Raw genomic sequence first — 16,393 nt, 5'->3', positions numbered from 1 at the left:
CAGCCTTGAACTGCGCACTGAACCGGCGACGCTTCTCAGCCATGAACAAATCCTCTCAACCAAGAGCACCTGTCCAACAACCTTGGTACACCCCACCCGCCGACCGTTATCAGTCATCGCGGCCGCTAAGCCTGCTCCTGCGTCGCGTGCACGCGGCGTGCTGCACCGCGTTGCCTGGTGAGCGACACGCGGCCGGCTCCGCGCGCTGGTCTCGTCGCGTGCTTCGCGGCGCCCACCCACCCGCCGGCGCGAAGCTGCCGCCGCTCAGCCGACCGCAGCCGGTCCTGCCGACTATGTGAGCGCCGGACGCACGGATCCGCCGAAATGAGTGTGATCGCGCCGCGCATGGCTGGTAGAACTTCTGCGGGTGGCTTGGATGGAGGCCCCGTGAGTAAACGCGCGCTTCTGCCGTGGACAAAGAAGCGCGGAGTTACCGATCGGCGGCATGTTCTATCCGCCCACTGAGACGTCCGGTTGTGAGTGATCGGCATCGCGTGTGCGGTTGCCGGTTACCACCCTCATGAGAGGCAAGATGGCACGCATGTCCCTGCCTACACCGACGCTGCGCACCGCTCGTCTGCGACTGCGTCCGTTCGACGACGCGGACGCGGACGCTCTCTTCGCGATGCACAGCAGCGCCTACGTGCTGCGCTATTGGGACGCTCCGCCCTGGAGCGAGCCTGCGCGTGCCGAGCGGTTCATCACGGCTTGCCGGCAGATGGCGGAGGACGGCACCGGGGCGCGGCTGGCTCTCGACCGTGTATCCGACGGGGCTTTCATCGGCTGGTGCAGTCTGACCCGGTGGAGCCCGGAGTACCGCAGCGCGTCGATGGGCTACTGCCTCGTCGAGGCAGCATGGGGCCACGGCTACGCGACGGAGGCCGCGCGCGCAGTGCTGCAGTGGGCATTCGACACGCTGGACCTGAATCGGGTCCAGGCCGAGGCCGATACGCGCAACGCGGCATCTGCCCGCGTCCTGGAGAAGCTCGGATTCGTGCGTGAAGGGACGTTGCGGGAGGACTGCATCGTGAACGGCGAGGTCTCGGACTCGTGGGTCTACGGCCTGCTCAGGCGCGAGTGGCAGCCGTCCTCCGAGCCGGTCCCCACCCGCTGAGTCCTCCCCGCGCGAGCCGGAGTCCCGACTGCTTCGTTGCTGAATTGATCGGGCCCGCACGGTGTGCTCTCGTTGCCGCGATCCGTGCATTCGGCTGTCGCAGATCACCTGGCGACGGGTGTCGCACATCAGTCGACGGAGGACAAAGTGGTCCGGTCGGCTGCTGCCGAGTTGGCCCCTTGTGGATCAAGGGCTGCCGCGTTTTTGTCGACACTCTGCGGGTGCCAATACCTGGGCGCGCCGGCGGGACCTGGGTGCTGTAGCCGCGTGCAGGCGGGCGCGTGGGTCGTGCAAGAGAAGGTGCTGGACAGCTAGCCCCGGGGTTCGTGTAGTCTGGCGGACATGCAGCGGACACTCCGACTTATTGCAGCCGTACGAGCTTTCAGCTCTCCGGCTGCCGCTGCCTGACGTCTTCTACCTCCACCGGCGACCGGAAACGGTTCGCCGGTGTTGTTGTTTCTGAGGCCCGGTGGTTCGGTTCCGGTCATTCTGCAAAGGACCAGGAATCATGACCATCAGCAGGACCTTCATCGACTTCTTCCTCGACCGCGGCCACATCCCCACGACCGGGTCCACGCTCATTCCGCGGCTCGGTGATCCGGTGCTGTTCACGACCTCGGGGATGCATCCACTGACGCCGTACCTGGAAGGGGAACCCCATCCGCTGGGGCGGCGGCTGGTGGGGATCCAGCGATGTCTGCGGACGACGGATCTGGACGAGGTGGGGGATCGGACCCACCTGACCGTGTTCGAGATGCTGGGCTCGTGGTCGCTCGGGGACTACGGGAGCAGCCAGACGCTGCGCTGGGGATTCGAGCTGCTCACCGGCGGCTTCGGTATCGAGCCCGGGCGGCTGTACGTGACTGTGTTCGACGGCGACGACCAAGTGCCGTTGGACGAGGAATCACTGCGGACCTGGCAGGAGCTGGGTGTTCCGGTCGAGCGGACCACCGAGGACAACTGGTGGTCGAACGGGCCGACCGGTCCGTGCGGCCCGGACTCGGAGATCTTCGTCTGGACCGGCGAGGGTGACCCGGAGGGTACGCCGAGCACCGACAAGCGCTGGGTCGAGGTGTGGAACCACGTGATGATGCGCTACCGCCGACACGACGACGGGTCGCTCGAACCGCTGCGGCAGCAGAATATCGACACCGGCCTCGGGCTCGAGCGGCTGACGATGCTGCTGGAGGACAAGGAGTCGGTGTACGAGACGTCCCTGTTCGAGCCGTGGATGCGGATCATCCCGCAGCTGTGGCGGCTGGACGAGCAGTCCCAGCGGATCGTCATCGACCACCTGCGGTCGAGCATCGTGATCGTCGGCGACGGGGTGCACCCGTCGAACACCGGTCGCGGCTACGTGCTGCGCCGGCTGATCCGCCGGGTGCTGACGCTGCTGTGGCGCGACGACGATTCCCGCTCGTTGTCGGACCTGCCGCTGGAGTTGTTCGAGCACACGCTGAACCACTTCCACCAGGGTGAGACGATCACGCTGGTCCGGCGGATCCTGATCGACGAGGAGATCCGGTTCAGCAACCTGCTCGACCGTGGCCGGAAGGTGCTCAGCCACGAGCGGTTCCACAAGTCGCTGGACGACACCGACTACGAGTACCTGCACGAGACCCACGGGCTGCCGCGGGAGTTGGTGGACTCGTTGCGGTAGGCGTACCGACGGACGGGTAGTGGTGCCCCGGATCGAGCCCGACCCGGTCGCGCTGAGCGTGGCGACTCCGGAGCCGGAGGGACCACTACCCGTTCTTCGGTACGGATCACACAGGATCGAGCACAGGAGTGTCGGTATCCGGGATCTCGACGGGTGCGACCTTTCCGACCGACGACTGGGCCACGAAGGCGCCGATCAGGACGATGACGCCGCCGATGATCTGGTTGGTGCGCAGCGTCTCGCCGAGCAGGATCAGCGCGAAGATGCTCGCCGCCACGACCTCGACGTAGGCGACCGCTCCGCCGATCGCCGCAGACAGTCGCTGGACCGCGGCCGCGCCGGCCAGGTAGGCGACGACCGTGCTGACGACGATCAGCCAGGCCGCCATCACCCAGCCGGGTGCGTGCCGTTGACCGATCGCGATCGTGTCGGTCAGCGCGTGCCACGGCACCGCCCAGGGCGCGGCGATCAGCGTGAGGACCACCGCGCCGACCACGCTTCCCGCCGCGGTCATCACCAGCGGGTCCGCAGCGCCGGTCAGCTTGTCGATCAGGATGAAGTACGTCGCCTGGCACGCAGCCGCGGCGAGCCCGGCCAGCAGACCGATCAGGTCGAGGGTCAGGCCGGCCCAGAGCTCCGCTACCGTCGCCAGGCCGATCAGCGCGATCCCGACACCGAGCGCGGCGGACCGCGGTACGGCGACCTTCTGCCCGAACTTCAGCCACGCGACCACCAGCACCGGCCCGGAGAACTCCAGCATCAGCGCGACGCCCACCGGCAGCCGGCTGGCCGCGATGAAGAACAGGGTCTGACAGCCGGCGATCCCGGTCAGTCCGTACAGCACGAGCGACTTCCAGGACGTCCGGGCCGCGCGCAGTCCCGCCGTGCCACGGAAGATCAGGGCGAGCGGGACGAGCAGTGCGGCGGCGCCGAGGATGCGTAACCAGGCCGCCTGTTCCGGGGTGAATCCGGCCCCGATCAGCGCCTTGGCGAACGGCCCCGACCCACCGAACGTGACCGCGGAGAAGACCGCGAACCCCAACCCGACCGACTTCGTGCTGTACATGGGCATAACAGTCTCATGCCCATTACATGGCTGTCGAGAGAGATCTCAGAGGACGTTCACCGCGCGGGCCGCGATCACCGCCACGGTGAGTAACGCGATCGCCGACTGGATCCCCATCAGCGTCTTCACCCGGGCGGTCAGCGGCATCGTGTCGGTCGGGCTGAACGCGGTCGCGGCGGTGAACGAGACGAACAGGTAGTCGGTGAACCCGGGCAGCCAGCGCTCCCACCCCGGCAGGTCGACTGTCATCTGCGGGAACAGGAGATCCGCCCGCTCGGCCTCGCGCTCGTGCTCGGGCGCCCGCGCGAACGGTCCGCCGCGATCGACCTCCCAGTACCAGACCGCGAACGCGACCACGTTGGTCACCCAGATCAGCAGCGCGCCCTTCACCAGCACCCTGCCGTCGTTGGCGTCACCGCTGTTCAGGAAGAAGATCATCCCGGCCAGGTAGAAGGCGTTGACGAGGACCAGGACCGCGAGTAGCGCGAGCTCGACCCAGCGCAGCCAGGGTTCGTCCCGGCTCAGGTGGAAGGGGTTCATCCACACCAGCGGCAACAGCAGCAGGGCGCCGAGCGCGGGCATGATCCAGCGCGGCAAGGCGTTGATCTGGCTCGGCACGAGCAACTGCAGGACCAGTACGGCGATCACCGCCAGTGACGCCGGCCACCTCCGGGTGTGACGCATGCTGTGCGGCGGGGCCTTCGGGTCCTTGTTCACCCCAGCATTCTGACCCCGAAGCCCGGCTAACCGACGGAGGCGTCGACGACGGCTTGTCCGACCTCCGTACGGCGATAGTGCACCTGATGTCCCGTACGACGACGTGTCGCGAGACCCGCGTCGGACAAGGCGGAGAGGTGTTCGGCGACTGTGGCCAAGGCCAGCCCGTACTGGGCGGAGAGCGCACTGGTGGTTGCCGGTGGGTCGAGGGCGACCAGCAGGGTTGCGCGCGTACGGCCGAGGAGGCGGGCGAGTGGGTCCGGGGGAGCGGGGGCGTCGGACCAGAGACGCGCCGCGCCACGGGCCGGGTAGACGAGGGTGGGGTGGTAGGTCGGGTCGACGACCATGACCAGGTAGGGCCAGGCGAACACGCCGGGGATCAGGAGGAGGCCCTGGCCGGCGAGGTCGCGGTCCTCCGAGCGGTACCGGGTGGCGATCAGGCGGTCGTCCTCCCAGACGAGCGTCGGGTGCAGGTCGTCGAAGAGCGCGGCCAGTCCGCCGTCGGTGAGCTGCTGGCCGCGGTAGGCGATGTCGTCCTCGAGCACCCGGCTGATGAGCGGCCAGTCCGGCTGGATCAACGTGGTCCAGGCGCTCTCGATCTCGTCCGCCAGTCGTTCCCGGGTACCGGCGAGGTCCTGCAGCATCCGGTTGATCTCGGGCGCGGCCGGGTTGTTCAGCTCGTCGCGTGACCGGATCAGCTCGGTCCGGACCCGGTCGAGCGGCGTACTCCGGACCCTGGCGATCTCGGTCGCGAACTTCGCCCGGGACGCCTTCGGAGGCGGGGTGAGGAAGTCCGGTGTGAACCCGACCCGTGGCTGCAGTGCGTTCAGACCACGCAGGTCCACCGTCGTCGCGGCTTCCCGCTTGGACTCCACCCAGTCCGCGTACAGCGGGCGGTGCCGCGCGCCGTTCAGCACGCGCACGGCCGACATGGTCTCCCACAACGGCGACGCCCCGAACCGGCACCGCAGCGCGTCGCCCTGCGTGAACCGCAGGACCGTCACAACCCACAACTTTCGGCCACAACCAAAACTCTACGCCGAAGCACCGAGGAGTGGACACCATCAGCGGGTGAGGTCCTACCGAGCTGTCCTGAGCGTTGCCGGCATGCCCAACGTGTTCGCCGCCCACACCGTCAGCATGCTCGGGACGGTTGCGGCGCAGGTGGCGCTGTCCATCCTGGTGTTCGAGCGGACCGGGTCGCCGTTGCTGTCGGCGTTGGTGCTGGCGTGCTCGTTCCTGCCGTATGCGTTGGGCGGGATTCTGCTCTCGTCCGTTGCCGACCGGTTTCCGGCGCGGCGCGTGCTGGTGGTGTGCGATCTGCTCAGCACGGTCTGCATCGGACTGATGCTGATCCCGGCGATGCCGGTCGGCGGGTTGCTCGGGTTGCTGCTGGCGACGGGCATCATCGCGCCGATCTTCGCGGGCGCCCGGGCGGCGAGTCTCGCGCAGCTCCTGCCGGCCGAGCTGTTCCCGATCGGGAGGTCGTTGCTGCGGGCAATCAGTCAGGTGACGGTGCTGTCCGGGTTCGCGCTCGGCTCGCTGGCGGTGGCGGCGGTCGGGCCGACCTGGTTGCTCGCGCTCGACGTGCTGACGTTCGTTGCGTCCGCCGTACTGATCGGCGTCGGAACGCCGTACACACCGGCCGGCCATCGGCAGCGCAACGCGATCAGCGACTCCTGGACCGGACTCCGCTACCTGCTCGGGAACAGAGGCCTGCGGAGCCTGATCCTGCTGACCTGGGTGGCGCCCGCGTTCTCCTCGGTGCCCGACGGGCTGGCGGTCGCCTACACCGCACAGGCCGGTACGGTCGCCGCGGCCGCCGGCGCGCTCTTCACCGGTTATGCGACCGGTTCGGTACTCGGCGAGCTCGTCGCCGCGCGGTTCACCCCTTCCGCGCGGCGACGGCTCGTCGTCCCCCTCCTGCTGACCAGTCAGCTCCCGGCGATCGCGTTCCTCGCCACGCCGTCGATCCCGGTAGCGGCCGTCCTGCTCGCGATCTCTGGCGCCGGCTACGCGTTCAACCAGGGCATCGATCCGTTGATCCTGCAGGCGGTCGACCCGGCGTACCGCGGCCGCCTGTTCACCGTCCAGACCAGCGGCCTGATGGCGATCCAGGGTGTCAGCATCGCGCTGGCCGGCGTCGTCGGCACCTTCGTCGCGCCGAACCTCACCATCGCCGCGGCCGGCATCCTCGGTACGACGATCACCCTTCTGATCGCCCGTCAGGCACTCACCACGGCGCCACGTCGTCCAGTGAGCCAGGTCCTCTGAACACGCCGGTCGGGCCGTCCGCCGGGAGCGTGGCCAGCAGCACCGGTACGACGGCGCCGTCTGCCGTGGTCCGGTCGCCTCGCGGCACCGAGGCCCGCGTGTTCAGGTCGGTCGGCACGAGACCCGGCGTGGCGGCGTTGACCTTGATGCCATCGGCTCGCAGCGCCTCGGCGTACACGAGGGTCAGCGCGTTGAGCGCCGCCTTCGAGGAGCTGTACGCGAGCAGTCCTTGCTTGACCAGGTAGAGCTCGGGGTTCGAGAGCAGGTTCACCGAGCCCAGTCCGCTGGACATGTTGACGATCCGCGCGTTCGGCGACCGCCGCAGCAGCGGTACGAACCCGTGCGTCACGGTCACCACGCCGAACACGTTCACCTCGAACGCTTCCCGCACCTGCGCCGCGGTGATGTCCGGTACGTCGGTGCCCCACTCGGAGACGATCCCGGCGTTGTTCACCAGCACGTCCAGCCGGCCCGCGTCCGCCTCGACCTGCTTGGCGGCCGCCGCGACCGACTCGGTGTCCGTCACGTCGAGCTGCACGAACCGTACGTCGATCCCTTCGCCGGCGAGCTCGTCCGCGGCCGCTGTCCCCAACCCGGGGTTCCGCGCCGCCAGATAGACCGTGAATCCGCGGGTCCCGAGTTGCCGGACGATCTCGCCGCCGATGCCTTTGTTCGCGCCCGTGACCAGGGCGACCTCCTTGCTGTTCATGTCTCCAGTCGAGCCCGCCGCACCCGCCGCGGACAAAGACCGATCGGGTCCCTCGCCATACCCTGGAGGTATGCCGGAACCGGAGATCCGCGAACTGCGCTACTTCCGCGCGGTCGCCGAGGACCTGAACATCACCCGTGCCGCCGACCGTCTCGGCATCGCCCAGCCGCCGCTGTCACGGGCGATGCGTCAGCTCGAGAGCCGGCTGGGCGTGGAGCTGTTCGACCGCTCCGGCCCGAGGCTGGCCCTGACCGATGCCGGCGAGACGCTCCTGAAGGAGTCCGGCCCGGTCCTGGACGCCCTGGATTCCGCCGTACGCCGGACGCAGCGAGCCGGCCTGTCTCCGCAAGGCCTGGTGGTGACCGCGAAACCCGGTGTGGCCACCGAGCTGCTGCATCACGTGGTCGCCGAGCTCCGGGACAACGACGAGCTGCCGGATGTCCAGGTCGTCGTCAGCGGGTTCGGCGAGCAGGCGGACATGGTCCGCGACGGCCGCGCGGATGTCGCGCTGGTCAGCCGGCCGTTCGACGAGAGTGGACTGGAGACCGAGCTGCTCTACACCGAGCCCCGGGTCGCCGCGCTTCCGGCCGGTCATCAGCTGGCTGCTCGCGACGTTCTCGAGTCCGTTGACCTGGCCGGGATCCCGGCGCCGCGCTGGAGCCGAGCGAACGTTGCCGACTACAACTACTGGTCTGCCCGCCCAGAGGATCCGGTCGACGGTCCGATCGTGCAGGACACGTCGCAGTTGCTGGAGGTCGTCGCGTTCGGCCAAGCGGTCGCGCTGGTGCCGCGGTCGATGGCCGAGCGGAACATCCGGCCCGATGTCGTGTATCGCCCGGTGACCGACGTCGAGCCGTACCGGATGCTGGTGGTGTGGCCGGCGGGGAGCCGCTCCGGCGAGATCGCGCGGTTCGTCGAGGCAGCCGTCAGGCACTCGAGCGGACGACCAGTGGAGCGGTGACGAGCCGGCCGGGTTGATCGGCCTCGCCGCTGATCTCCCGCAGCGCGCGGTCGAACAGGCAGGACGCGATGTCCCGCAACGGGATCCGCGCCGTCGTGAGCGGCGTGTCGAGCATGCTGGCGAACGGGAAGTCGTTGAACCCGGTGACCGCGACCTCTTCGCCGACGGTGATCCCACGCCGCTGCAACGCCCGCATCGCGACCACGGCGTACGCGTCGTTGTCCGCGACGAACACGTCCGGCGGATCGGTGTCCTCGACGTACGACGCCACCGCGTCCAGGGAACCGAACGACCGCACGACCGCGGAGGGGAACTCCTGCAGGAAGCCGGCCTGCCGCTGATGCACCCAGGGCAGTGCACTGTCCGTCGCCAGGTAGACCGCCCGTGAGCGACCGGTCGACTGCAGATGTCGCGCGATGCCGGCCATCGAGGTCTCGTTGTCCACGTCGACCCAGCACTGCCGGTGCTGCGGCCCCGTCCGCCCGAACGCGACGAACGGGAACCGCCGCTGGCTGAGGAACTCGATCCGCTCGTCCCGCGGCATCGTCTCGAGGACGACGATCGCGTCGACCTGCCGGGCCGCGATCAGCTTCTCGTACAGCGCGATCTCGGTCGCACCCTCGGTTGGCGTGGTGACGTGGACGCCGTACCCGGAGACCGCGGCGGCCTTCACCAGACCGCTGAGCAGACCGTGCAGGAATCCACCCAGGCCGGGGTTCTGGTCGCTGAACGCCTCGTCCTCGATGTACAGCGGCAACCCGATCACCTGGCTGCGACCGGACGACAGCGCCCGCGCGGCGTGGTTCGGCGTGTAGCCGAGCTCGTCGATCGCGGCCTGCACGGTCCGGACCGTCGGCTCAGCCACCCGGTGCGGTGCGTTCAGCACGTTCGACACGGTCATCGCCGACACCCCGGCCCGCCGGGCCACGTCCGCGACCGTCGTTCTTCGTGGCTTGTCCTGCGCCAACTCCAGCCCCCTCTGTCAGTTCCGCTCGATCCTGGCCACCCCGGCGATCGGTACGTCGATCGCCCACAGCTCCGGTGGTGTCGTCGTCATCCGATCGACCTCGTGGCCCGAGCAATCAGACACTACGAGGTCGACCGGCCCGGGTCCGGCATCTTCGACCAGCACCCGGCCGGACGCTCCACCGTTCACCAGCAGTATCGACCGATCGGTGTCACTCAAACGCACGACAGGATCGGTGAACACGGCAACCACAGCCTCGGAACCCTGCGCCGCCCGCACCTGCGTGTAGCGCGCATCCGGCCGCGACGGCATCAGTACGCCGTCCAGCAGCACGTGGGCGTGGTCCCGCAGCAGCCCGAGCCAGAACCGGACGACCCGCTCGTGCTCCGGCGACAGCGCGTCGAGCTCCATCGACACCTGCGGCGTACTGAACATCGCGCCGATGAACTGCTGGGCCACGTTCTCCGCGGACGCCGACGGATGCCACATCAGCATGTCCGAGTGCACCGCACGATCACCCGCCAGGAGCCGGCAGTCGATCGTGCGCACCCGGTTCTCGACCGGGTCCAGTGCGCAGTCCCCGGCGCGCAGGAACGTGCCGAACTGCCACAACCGCGGATGCACGTAGTCCTGCCGGAACTCGATCAGCACGTCCGGCCGCAACCTCCGCAGCTCGGTGGTGATCGCCTGCAAGAGCAGCTCGACGCCTTCGTCGACGGACGTGCAGTCGCCGTCCGGCGCCGGGGGCGGGTTGTCCCAGGCCCAGGAGTCGATGAAGTCGATCTTCAGTCCGTCCACACCCCAGTCCCGCACCGGCCGGATGCAGCTCTCGAGCAGGTGCTCGCGCACCTCCGGGTAGCGCGGATCCAGCACGGCCGTGACCTCACCGTCGGCGAACCCGAGAGTCCGGTGCTTCAACCGCTCCCAGGCCTTCGAGTGCACGCCGATCAGCGGTGGCGCGCTCCACAGCACGTAGCGCTGTCCGAGCTCGTGCACCCGGCGGACATGCGCGGCCATGTCCGGGAACGTCTTGCCGGTCGGTTCCCAGTCGCCGCAGTACGCGTACCCGCGGCCCCTGTCATCGGTCTGCCAGCCGTCGTCGACGATCACCGCCGCACAGCCGTACGCCGCTCCCGAGCGGGCGTGCCGCTCGACGGACTCGGCCGACACGTGCTGGTGGTCGCTGTACCAGGTGGAGTACATCGCCTGCCGGGCAACGTCGGGAACCGCAGCGATCCGGTCACCGAGCTCGGTGGTCCAGTCCGCAGTCACGCCGCGCAATGCCTCGGCGAAGTGCAGATCCCGCAGGTCGATCCGCAGCGTGAAGCGCTGGGTCTCGGTGTCGTGCACGGTGAGCTCGATCAGCTGTTCGGCGCTCTCCTCGTTGACTCCGACCGCGAAGTCGCAGCCGCGGACACTTGCCGACAAGGAGATTGTCGACAAGCTGCGATCCTGCGCGTCGACCAGCGCCGCGACCGGAGCCGAGCGGACCGACCGGACGTCGCGATGCGCACCCCAGTCGGTCGGCAGCTCGCGGCGCGAGCCCTGCGTGGCGCGCCAGAGGGTGACCGCGGTCTCCGCCGGCCACGTCCACCGCAGGGTCACCGGGCCGTCGGCGATCACGTCGTACCGCAGCAGACCGGGCTCGGCGGCCGGTGTCGCCGTGACCGTGGCGGGGCCGGTGATCGTGCCGGTGCGGTGCGTGCGGCCGTCGGGCGAGCGGATCTCGAAAGTCGTCACGTCCTGGACTATAGCGGTAAAACTCGACCGCAAGAAGGTATTGACCGAATTGGCGGACGTCTCTAGTTTTAGCGCTAATATCCGATTCTCCGAGGAGACCCCGTGCTGGCTGTGAGCTCCGACAACCCGCTGGTCGAGGAGGCTTTCGCGTGGGCCCGGAAGCGGGCACTGGACTGGGTCCGGACCGATGCCGCGCCGGACCATCTGCCGTCGTACTGGGCCGGCTACCCGTCCCGGCCGATGTTCTACTCGCGCGACGTCTGCCACCAGGCCGCCGGCGCGCACCTGCTCGGGCTGGACGCGGAGAACTTCGCGATGTTCCGGCACTTCGCCCGCTCGGCGACGCCGGCCCGGAAGTGGTTCCCGATCTGGGCGTTCCACTTCGACGGGGAGATCGCCGCCCTCGACTACCACAACGACGAGCACTTCGTCCGGGAGATCCCCGCGGTGTTCGACCTCACCTACCGGGCGCTGGAACAGTACGACTGGACCGGCGACCGCCGATGGCTCGACGATCCCGACCTGGCGGCGTACTACCGGCACAGCGTCGGCGAGTTCGTCGAAGCCCATGACGCCGACGGCGACGGCGTCCCCGAGGCCGGCGGGACCGCCGACATCTTCCTCGGTACGGCGACCTACAACGAGCGCGAGGCACCGCTCCTGATCGCGGGCGACGGGATGGCGGCGCAGTACGCCGCCCTTCGCAAGCTCGGCCGGCACGCGGCGGCCGACCGGATCCAGGCCACCTACTGCAACGACTGGTGGAACGGCGATCACTTCGCGCGCGGCATCACCAAGGACGGGCTGGACTTCGGGTGGGGCCTGGAGTCGCACACGCTCGTTCCCCTGTTCGGGCTGAGCGGGACCGGCGAGCGTAACGAGCGCTTCCTCGACTACCTCGAGGACCGGATGGAGGCCGACCCGCCGAAGAACATCGAGTCGTTCAGCTATTGGCCCGAACTGCTCTTCAAGCACGGCCGCGACGAGTCCGCCTGGCGTTGGACCAAGCACCTGATCGACAGCCGCGACGACTACCCGGAGATCTCCTTCACCGTCGTCGAGCACCTGGTCGCCGGCCTGCTCGGCCTGCGACCGGACGCGGGGTCGGCGGCCCTGACCATCGAATCCCATCTGCCGGCCGAGGTCGGCCGGCTCACCGCCGACCACGTCCGGGTCGGTGAGTGGGACCTGCGCATCAGCCAAGAAGGCCGGCACACGACCGAAGTCACCGTGCACAGCGGACCCGGGCCGCTGACGGTGACGGTCGGCCACGGAAGCACGAACCGAATCCTCGAACCCGGTCACACCGCCCGGGTCACCACCCAGCCGAAGGACCCCTCATGAAGCAACTCAACCGCCTCATCCCTGTGGTCGGCGCCGTTCTGCTCGCGGCCGGCTGCGCCACCGGCAGCCAGCCCGCCTCCAACGCGTCCGGAGACTCCACCACCATCACCTTCTCGTTCTGGGGCACGAACTCCGAGGCCGCGTCGCTGAAGGCAATCGCGGCCGCCTTCGAGCAGGCCAACCCGGGCACGAAGGTGACCACGAACTGGATCCAGTCCGACTACGAGCAGAAGCTGCAGACCTCGATCGCGGCCGGCACCCAGTCGACCGTGATGGAGATCAGCAACACCAGCCTGGCCGGGTTCGCGCCCAGCTTCGCCGAGCAGACCGTCGACCCGGGCAAGTACGTGCAGCCGAACATCTCGTCCGCGATGCAGTTCGAGGGCAAGTACTACGCGATGCCGTTCGCGGCCAAGCCCAAGGTGATGGCGATCAACACCGACGCCTTCAAGGCCGCCGGCGTACCGTTGCCCAGTACAACCACTCCGCTGAGCCTCGACGAGTTCAAGGCGATCGCGGCGAAGCTGTCCCACGGCGAGGGCAAAGCCCGCGTCTACGGGTCCAGCAACCTCTGGTACCGGGGCTGGCTGACCGCCGCCGGCGGGAGCTACTACAACGACGACGCGACCCAGTGCACCTTCGGTGACCCGACCGGCGTGAGCACAGCGCAGTACGTCGTGGGCATGCAGAAGGACCGCTACGCGCCGACCTCGCTGGACATTCAGGGACAGGACCAGGCGCAGTGGTTCGCGGCCGGCCGGCTGGCGACGTTCAGCGACTTCGGGCCGTGGACGGTCGCGGACTTCGCCAAGATCAGCAAGCCGAACTGGGCGCTGGTCCCGGTGCCGGGCAAGGGATTCCCGATGGAGGTCGACGGGCTCGGGATCGCGAAGAACGCGACCGGCAAGCAGCTCGAGACCGCGAAGAAGTTCGTCGAGTTCGCCAGCACGCAGCAGGTCGCTCAGGACCAGCTGATCCAGGGGAACACGGCGCTCGGCGTACCGATCATCGAGGCGTCGACGCCGACGCTGGAGAAGGTGCTGCCGGCCGACCGCAACCTGGCCGCGTTCACCACCGCGCTGAAGTCCGGCGTCGTCGGCGTCTCGGTCGCCCGCGAGGCGCAGATCTCCGGTGACGCGGAGAAGGGCATGACCAGCTACACCCCGCTGGGCAGCGGCAAGGACGACGTCGCCAAGGTCCTGCCGGAGCTGGCCGCCAAGTGCACGCAGGCCCTCAAGCAGTGAATCCGACCATCGGCTGGATCCGCGGGCTCGCCGAGTCCTGGGGCGTCCCCACCGCGCTGGTGCCGCTGGTCCCGTTCCTGCTCCTGCTGATCGTCCTGTACGCCGTCATCGGACTGGCGGCGTACGGGGCGCGGCGGATGTGGCCGCGGGCCGACAAGACGATCGCGTTCTGGCTGTTCGTCTCGCCGTGGCTGATCGGCTTCGGCCTCTTCACGGTCGGGCCGATGGTGTCGTCGATCTACGTCAGCCTGACCTCGTGGGACCTGATCACGCCGCCGAAGTTCGTTGGCCTGTCCAACTACACGGAGGCGTTCCAGGACCCGCGGGTCGGTCAGGCGCTGAAGGTGACCCTGCTGTACGCCGTGATCAGCGTCCCGCTGCAGACCGCGCTGGCCTTCCTGGTCGCGCTCCTGCTGAACACCGAGCTGCCCGGGATGCGGTTCTTCCGGACCGTCTGGTACCTGCCGAGCCTGGTGTCCGGCGTGGCCCAGATGGTCTTGTTCCTCTGGGTGTTCAACCCGCAGTACGGCCTCGCGAACGACGTCCTCGGAAAGGCCGGGATCGACGGGCCGGGGTGGTTCAACGACCCGTCGTGGGCGCTGCCGACGGTGATCCTGATGAGCCTGTGGACGGTCGGCGGGGCGATGGTCATCTACCTGGCCGGCCTGAAGGACGTGCCGCCGAACCTGTACGAGGCGGCCGCCATCGACGGGGCCGGCCCGCTGCGGCTGTTCTGGCACGTGACGCTGCCGCAGATGTCGCCGATCATCCTGTTCAACGCCCTGACCGGGATCATCGGGTCGCTGCAGATCTTCACCCAGGGTTTCATCGCGAACGGCGGCCCGAAGGACTCGCTGCTGTTCTTCGTCTACTACCTCTACGACAACGCGTTCCAGAACTTCCGGATGGGCTACGCGTCCGCGCTGGCCTGGATCCTGTTCGTCGTCATCCTGGCGCTGACCGCCGTGACGCTGCGAGGCAGCGCGTTCGCCGTGTACTACGAGACCGAGCTGTCCGGCCGCCGGAAGCGGAGGAACCGATGACCGTCCTGGCCCAAGCCCGTCCTGCGATGACGGTCAGCGTGGACCGGCCGTTCTGGCGCCGGAACCTCTCGCTCACCGTCGTCCTGTACGTCGTCCTGGCCCTCGGCTCACTCGTCTTCGTCTACCCGTTCCTGTGGATGATCGCGACCTCCCTGCGCTCGCTGGCCGGGGTGGGGAGCTCGGGGGCCAGCGTGTGGCCGCGGGAGTTCCTCTGGGACAACTACACCCGCGCGATCACGTCGTTCCCGTTCTGGCGGTACGCGCTCAACTCCGTGCTGACGACGCTGATCCCGATCATCGGCACGGTGTTCTCCTGCTCGCTCGCCGGGTTCGCGTTCGCTCGGTTGCGGGTGCGCTTCTCCGGCGTGGTGTTCGCCGTCGTGCTGGCGACGATGCTGCTGCCGGGGGAGGTGACGATGGTGCCGCAGTTCATGCTGTTCAACAACCTCGGCATGGTCGACACGCTGTACCCGCTGATCCTGCCGGCGTTCTTCGGGTCGCCGTTCTACATCTTCCTGTTCCGCCAGTTCTTCGCCCGGATGCCGGCCGAGCTCGCCGATGCGGCGGTCGTCGACGGGTGCGGGTGGTTCAGGACGTTCTGGCTGGTCTACCTGCCGCTGGCCCGGCCGGCCGTGGTCGCAATCTCGATCCTGCTGTTCATGGGGTACTGGAACAACTTCCTCGGGCCGGCCATCTACATCAACTCCGACCAGTGGAAGACGCTCCCACTCGCGCTGGCCGGTTTCCAGTCCGTCAACGGCACCGACACTCCGTTGCTCATGGCAACCTCAGTGCTGATCACCCTTCCGTGCCTCGTGATCTTCTTCGTCGCCCAGAAGCAGATCACGAACGGCATCACCTTCACCGGGGGCAAGTAGCTACTCCGCGGTGAGGGTGTTCCAGGCGGCACGGACGTGGCCGCGCATGACGGACTCCGCCCAGTCGGGATCGGCCGCCGTCAGCGCGGCCACCAGTTCGTGGTGATGGGCCAGGCTGCGCCGGAGTGCCTCGGGGGAGTACCGCGTGAACGTGCGCCAGACCAGCGGGACCTGGACGACCGAGGAGATCACCGCGGTGAGCCGCGTGTTGTCGGCTGCCTCCAGGATCGCCCGGTGGAAGCGGTTGTTGAGCTCGGTGAGCCGATCGACGTCGGTGGGCCGTCCGTCCGGCGAGATCCGGTCCATCGCATCGGCGAGCTCGGCCAGCATCCCGAGATCGGCCCGGCCGGACAGCGCGGCGAGCCGGCAGCCCCACGGTTCGAGGACCGCGCGGAGGCTGAAGATCTCGTCGAGGTCGCGCACGCTCCAGACCTGGACCTGCACACCGCGATTGCGCTCGTACCGGACCAGGCCCTCGGCGGTGAGCCGGCGCAGCGCCTCCCGGATCGGGGTCCGGCTGACGCCGAACGAGTCGGCCAGCTCGCCTTCGCGCAGCCATTCGCCGCCGTCGCGCCGGCCGGTCAGGATCTGCTCCCGGATCAGCCGGTAGGCCTCGTCGGCGGCGTGCCCGTTGTCCGCCGCGCGGATCTGCGTGGTGCTCTCGTCCATGGTGAAG

At 68.7% G+C, this 16,393-nt stretch carries 16 protein-coding genes; 9 read left to right on the top strand and 7 right to left on the bottom strand.

The genetic code is table 11. The features are described from left to right. The 3 genes from ACZ6O0_RS20010 to ACZ6O0_RS20000 all read left to right on the top strand — a co-directional run. A partial coding sequence (locus ACZ6O0_RS20010; protein WP_465766415.1) for a hypothetical protein occupies positions 1-181 on the top strand: 181 nt, incomplete at its 5' end. A gap of 360 nt (positions 182-541) precedes the next feature. Then, positions 542-1,114, top strand: a complete 573-nt coding sequence (locus ACZ6O0_RS20005) for a GNAT family N-acetyltransferase (protein ID WP_465766414.1) — start codon at positions 542-544, stop codon at positions 1,112-1,114. A 508-nt stretch (positions 1,115-1,622) separates the two neighbouring features. Further along, on the top strand, positions 1,623-2,774 hold the full coding sequence (locus ACZ6O0_RS20000; RefSeq protein ID WP_465766413.1) for an alanine--tRNA ligase-related protein: 1,152 nt from the start codon (positions 1,623-1,625) through the stop codon (positions 2,772-2,774). Between the two features lie 106 nt (positions 2,775-2,880). Here the strand turns inward: ACZ6O0_RS20000 and ACZ6O0_RS19995 are convergent, their stop codons facing one another. From ACZ6O0_RS19995 to ACZ6O0_RS19985, 3 genes are read right to left on the bottom strand one after another with little or no spacing between them, the layout of a single operon-like run. Continuing rightward, entirely contained in the window at positions 2,881-3,840 is a 960-nt protein-coding gene (locus ACZ6O0_RS19995; protein ID WP_465766412.1) for an EamA family transporter, read from the bottom strand. A gap of 45 nt (positions 3,841-3,885) precedes the next feature. Next, entirely contained in the window at positions 3,886-4,557 is a 672-nt protein-coding gene (locus tag ACZ6O0_RS19990) for a hypothetical protein (RefSeq protein WP_465766411.1), read from the bottom strand. A gap of 26 nt (positions 4,558-4,583) precedes the next feature. After that, positions 4,584-5,561, bottom strand: a complete 978-nt coding sequence (locus ACZ6O0_RS19985) for a DUF5937 family protein (protein WP_465766410.1) — start codon at positions 5,559-5,561, stop codon at positions 4,584-4,586. Between the two features lie 67 nt (positions 5,562-5,628). Here ACZ6O0_RS19985 and ACZ6O0_RS19980 point away from each other — a divergent pair, with 67 nt between their 5' ends. Further along, positions 5,629-6,831, top strand: coding sequence for an MFS transporter (locus ACZ6O0_RS19980; RefSeq protein ID WP_465766409.1), 1,203 nt, complete (start codon positions 5,629-5,631; stop codon positions 6,829-6,831). Here the strand turns inward: ACZ6O0_RS19980 and ACZ6O0_RS19975 are convergent. Then, a complete protein-coding gene (locus ACZ6O0_RS19975) occupies positions 6,791-7,540 on the bottom strand; it encodes an SDR family oxidoreductase (RefSeq protein ID WP_465766408.1) in 750 nt (249 codons plus the stop codon). The genes ACZ6O0_RS19980 and ACZ6O0_RS19975 overlap by 41 nt on opposite strands. A gap of 70 nt (positions 7,541-7,610) precedes the next feature. Here ACZ6O0_RS19975 and ACZ6O0_RS19970 point away from each other — a divergent pair, with 70 nt between their 5' ends. Beyond that, a complete protein-coding gene (locus ACZ6O0_RS19970) occupies positions 7,611-8,501 on the top strand; it encodes a LysR family transcriptional regulator (RefSeq protein WP_465766407.1) in 891 nt (296 codons plus the stop codon). Here ACZ6O0_RS19970 and ACZ6O0_RS19965 read toward each other — a convergent pair. Next, a complete protein-coding gene (locus tag ACZ6O0_RS19965; protein ID WP_465766436.1) occupies positions 8,467-9,429 on the bottom strand; it encodes a LacI family DNA-binding transcriptional regulator in 963 nt (320 codons plus the stop codon). The genes ACZ6O0_RS19970 and ACZ6O0_RS19965 overlap by 35 nt on opposite strands. Before the next feature lie 54 nt (positions 9,430-9,483). Beyond that, on the bottom strand, positions 9,484-11,208 hold the full coding sequence (locus tag ACZ6O0_RS19960; RefSeq protein WP_465766406.1) for a glycoside hydrolase family 36 protein: 1,725 nt from the start codon (positions 11,206-11,208) through the stop codon (positions 9,484-9,486). Positions 11,209-11,310: 102 nt separating this feature from the next. Here ACZ6O0_RS19960 and ACZ6O0_RS19955 point away from each other — a divergent pair, with 102 nt between their 5' ends. From ACZ6O0_RS19955 to ACZ6O0_RS19940, 4 genes are read left to right on the top strand one after another with little or no spacing between them, the layout of a single operon-like run. Further along, positions 11,311-12,552 (top strand): hypothetical protein, encoded by a 1,242-nt coding sequence (locus tag ACZ6O0_RS19955; RefSeq protein WP_465766405.1) that lies wholly within the window; start codon positions 11,311-11,313, stop codon positions 12,550-12,552. Then, positions 12,549-13,796 (top strand): extracellular solute-binding protein, encoded by a 1,248-nt coding sequence (locus tag ACZ6O0_RS19950; RefSeq protein WP_465766404.1) that lies wholly within the window; start codon positions 12,549-12,551, stop codon positions 13,794-13,796. The genes ACZ6O0_RS19955 and ACZ6O0_RS19950 overlap by 4 nt, the downstream gene beginning before the upstream one ends. After that, complete coding sequence (locus ACZ6O0_RS19945) at positions 13,793-14,839, top strand: carbohydrate ABC transporter permease (RefSeq protein WP_465766403.1); 1,047 nt, start codon at positions 13,793-13,795, stop codon at positions 14,837-14,839. The genes ACZ6O0_RS19950 and ACZ6O0_RS19945 overlap by 4 nt, the downstream gene beginning before the upstream one ends. Continuing rightward, positions 14,836-15,717, top strand: a complete 882-nt coding sequence (locus ACZ6O0_RS19940) for a carbohydrate ABC transporter permease (RefSeq protein ID WP_465766402.1) — start codon at positions 14,836-14,838, stop codon at positions 15,715-15,717. The genes ACZ6O0_RS19945 and ACZ6O0_RS19940 overlap by 4 nt, the downstream gene beginning before the upstream one ends. Here ACZ6O0_RS19940 and ACZ6O0_RS19935 read toward each other — a convergent pair whose 3' ends face one another. Further along, positions 15,718-16,386 (bottom strand): GntR family transcriptional regulator, encoded by a 669-nt coding sequence (locus ACZ6O0_RS19935; RefSeq protein ID WP_465766401.1) that lies wholly within the window; start codon positions 16,384-16,386, stop codon positions 15,718-15,720. Positions 16,387-16,393 lie beyond the last annotated feature (7 nt).

This window comes from Kribbella sp. NPDC048837 (assembly GCF_055586945.1).
This window is presented reverse-complemented; position numbering and strand designations above follow the sequence as displayed.

What these genes read in the sequence shown, in the direction of transcription:
- ACZ6O0_RS20000 (WP_465766413.1), top strand. Translation starts at nt 1,623, where the DNA reads ATGACCATCAGCAGGACCTTCATCGACTTCTTCCTCGACCGCGGCCAC.
- ACZ6O0_RS19995 (WP_465766412.1), bottom strand. Translation starts at nt 3,840, where the DNA reads ATGTACAGCACGAAGTCGGTCGGGTTGGGGTTCGCGGTCTTCTCCGCG.
- ACZ6O0_RS19950 (WP_465766404.1), top strand. Translation starts at nt 12,549, where the DNA reads ATGAAGCAACTCAACCGCCTCATCCCTGTGGTCGGCGCCGTTCTGCTC.
- ACZ6O0_RS20005 (WP_465766414.1), top strand. Translation starts at nt 542, where the DNA reads ATGTCCCTGCCTACACCGACGCTGCGCACCGCTCGTCTGCGACTGCGT.
- ACZ6O0_RS19940 (WP_465766402.1), top strand. Translation starts at nt 14,836, where the DNA reads ATGACCGTCCTGGCCCAAGCCCGTCCTGCGATGACGGTCAGCGTGGAC.
- ACZ6O0_RS19970 (WP_465766407.1), top strand. Translation starts at nt 7,611, where the DNA reads ATGCCGGAACCGGAGATCCGCGAACTGCGCTACTTCCGCGCGGTCGCC.
- ACZ6O0_RS19975 (WP_465766408.1), bottom strand. Translation starts at nt 7,540, where the DNA reads ATGAACAGCAAGGAGGTCGCCCTGGTCACGGGCGCGAACAAAGGCATC.
- ACZ6O0_RS19935 (WP_465766401.1), bottom strand. Translation starts at nt 16,386, where the DNA reads ATGGACGAGAGCACCACGCAGATCCGCGCGGCGGACAACGGGCACGCC.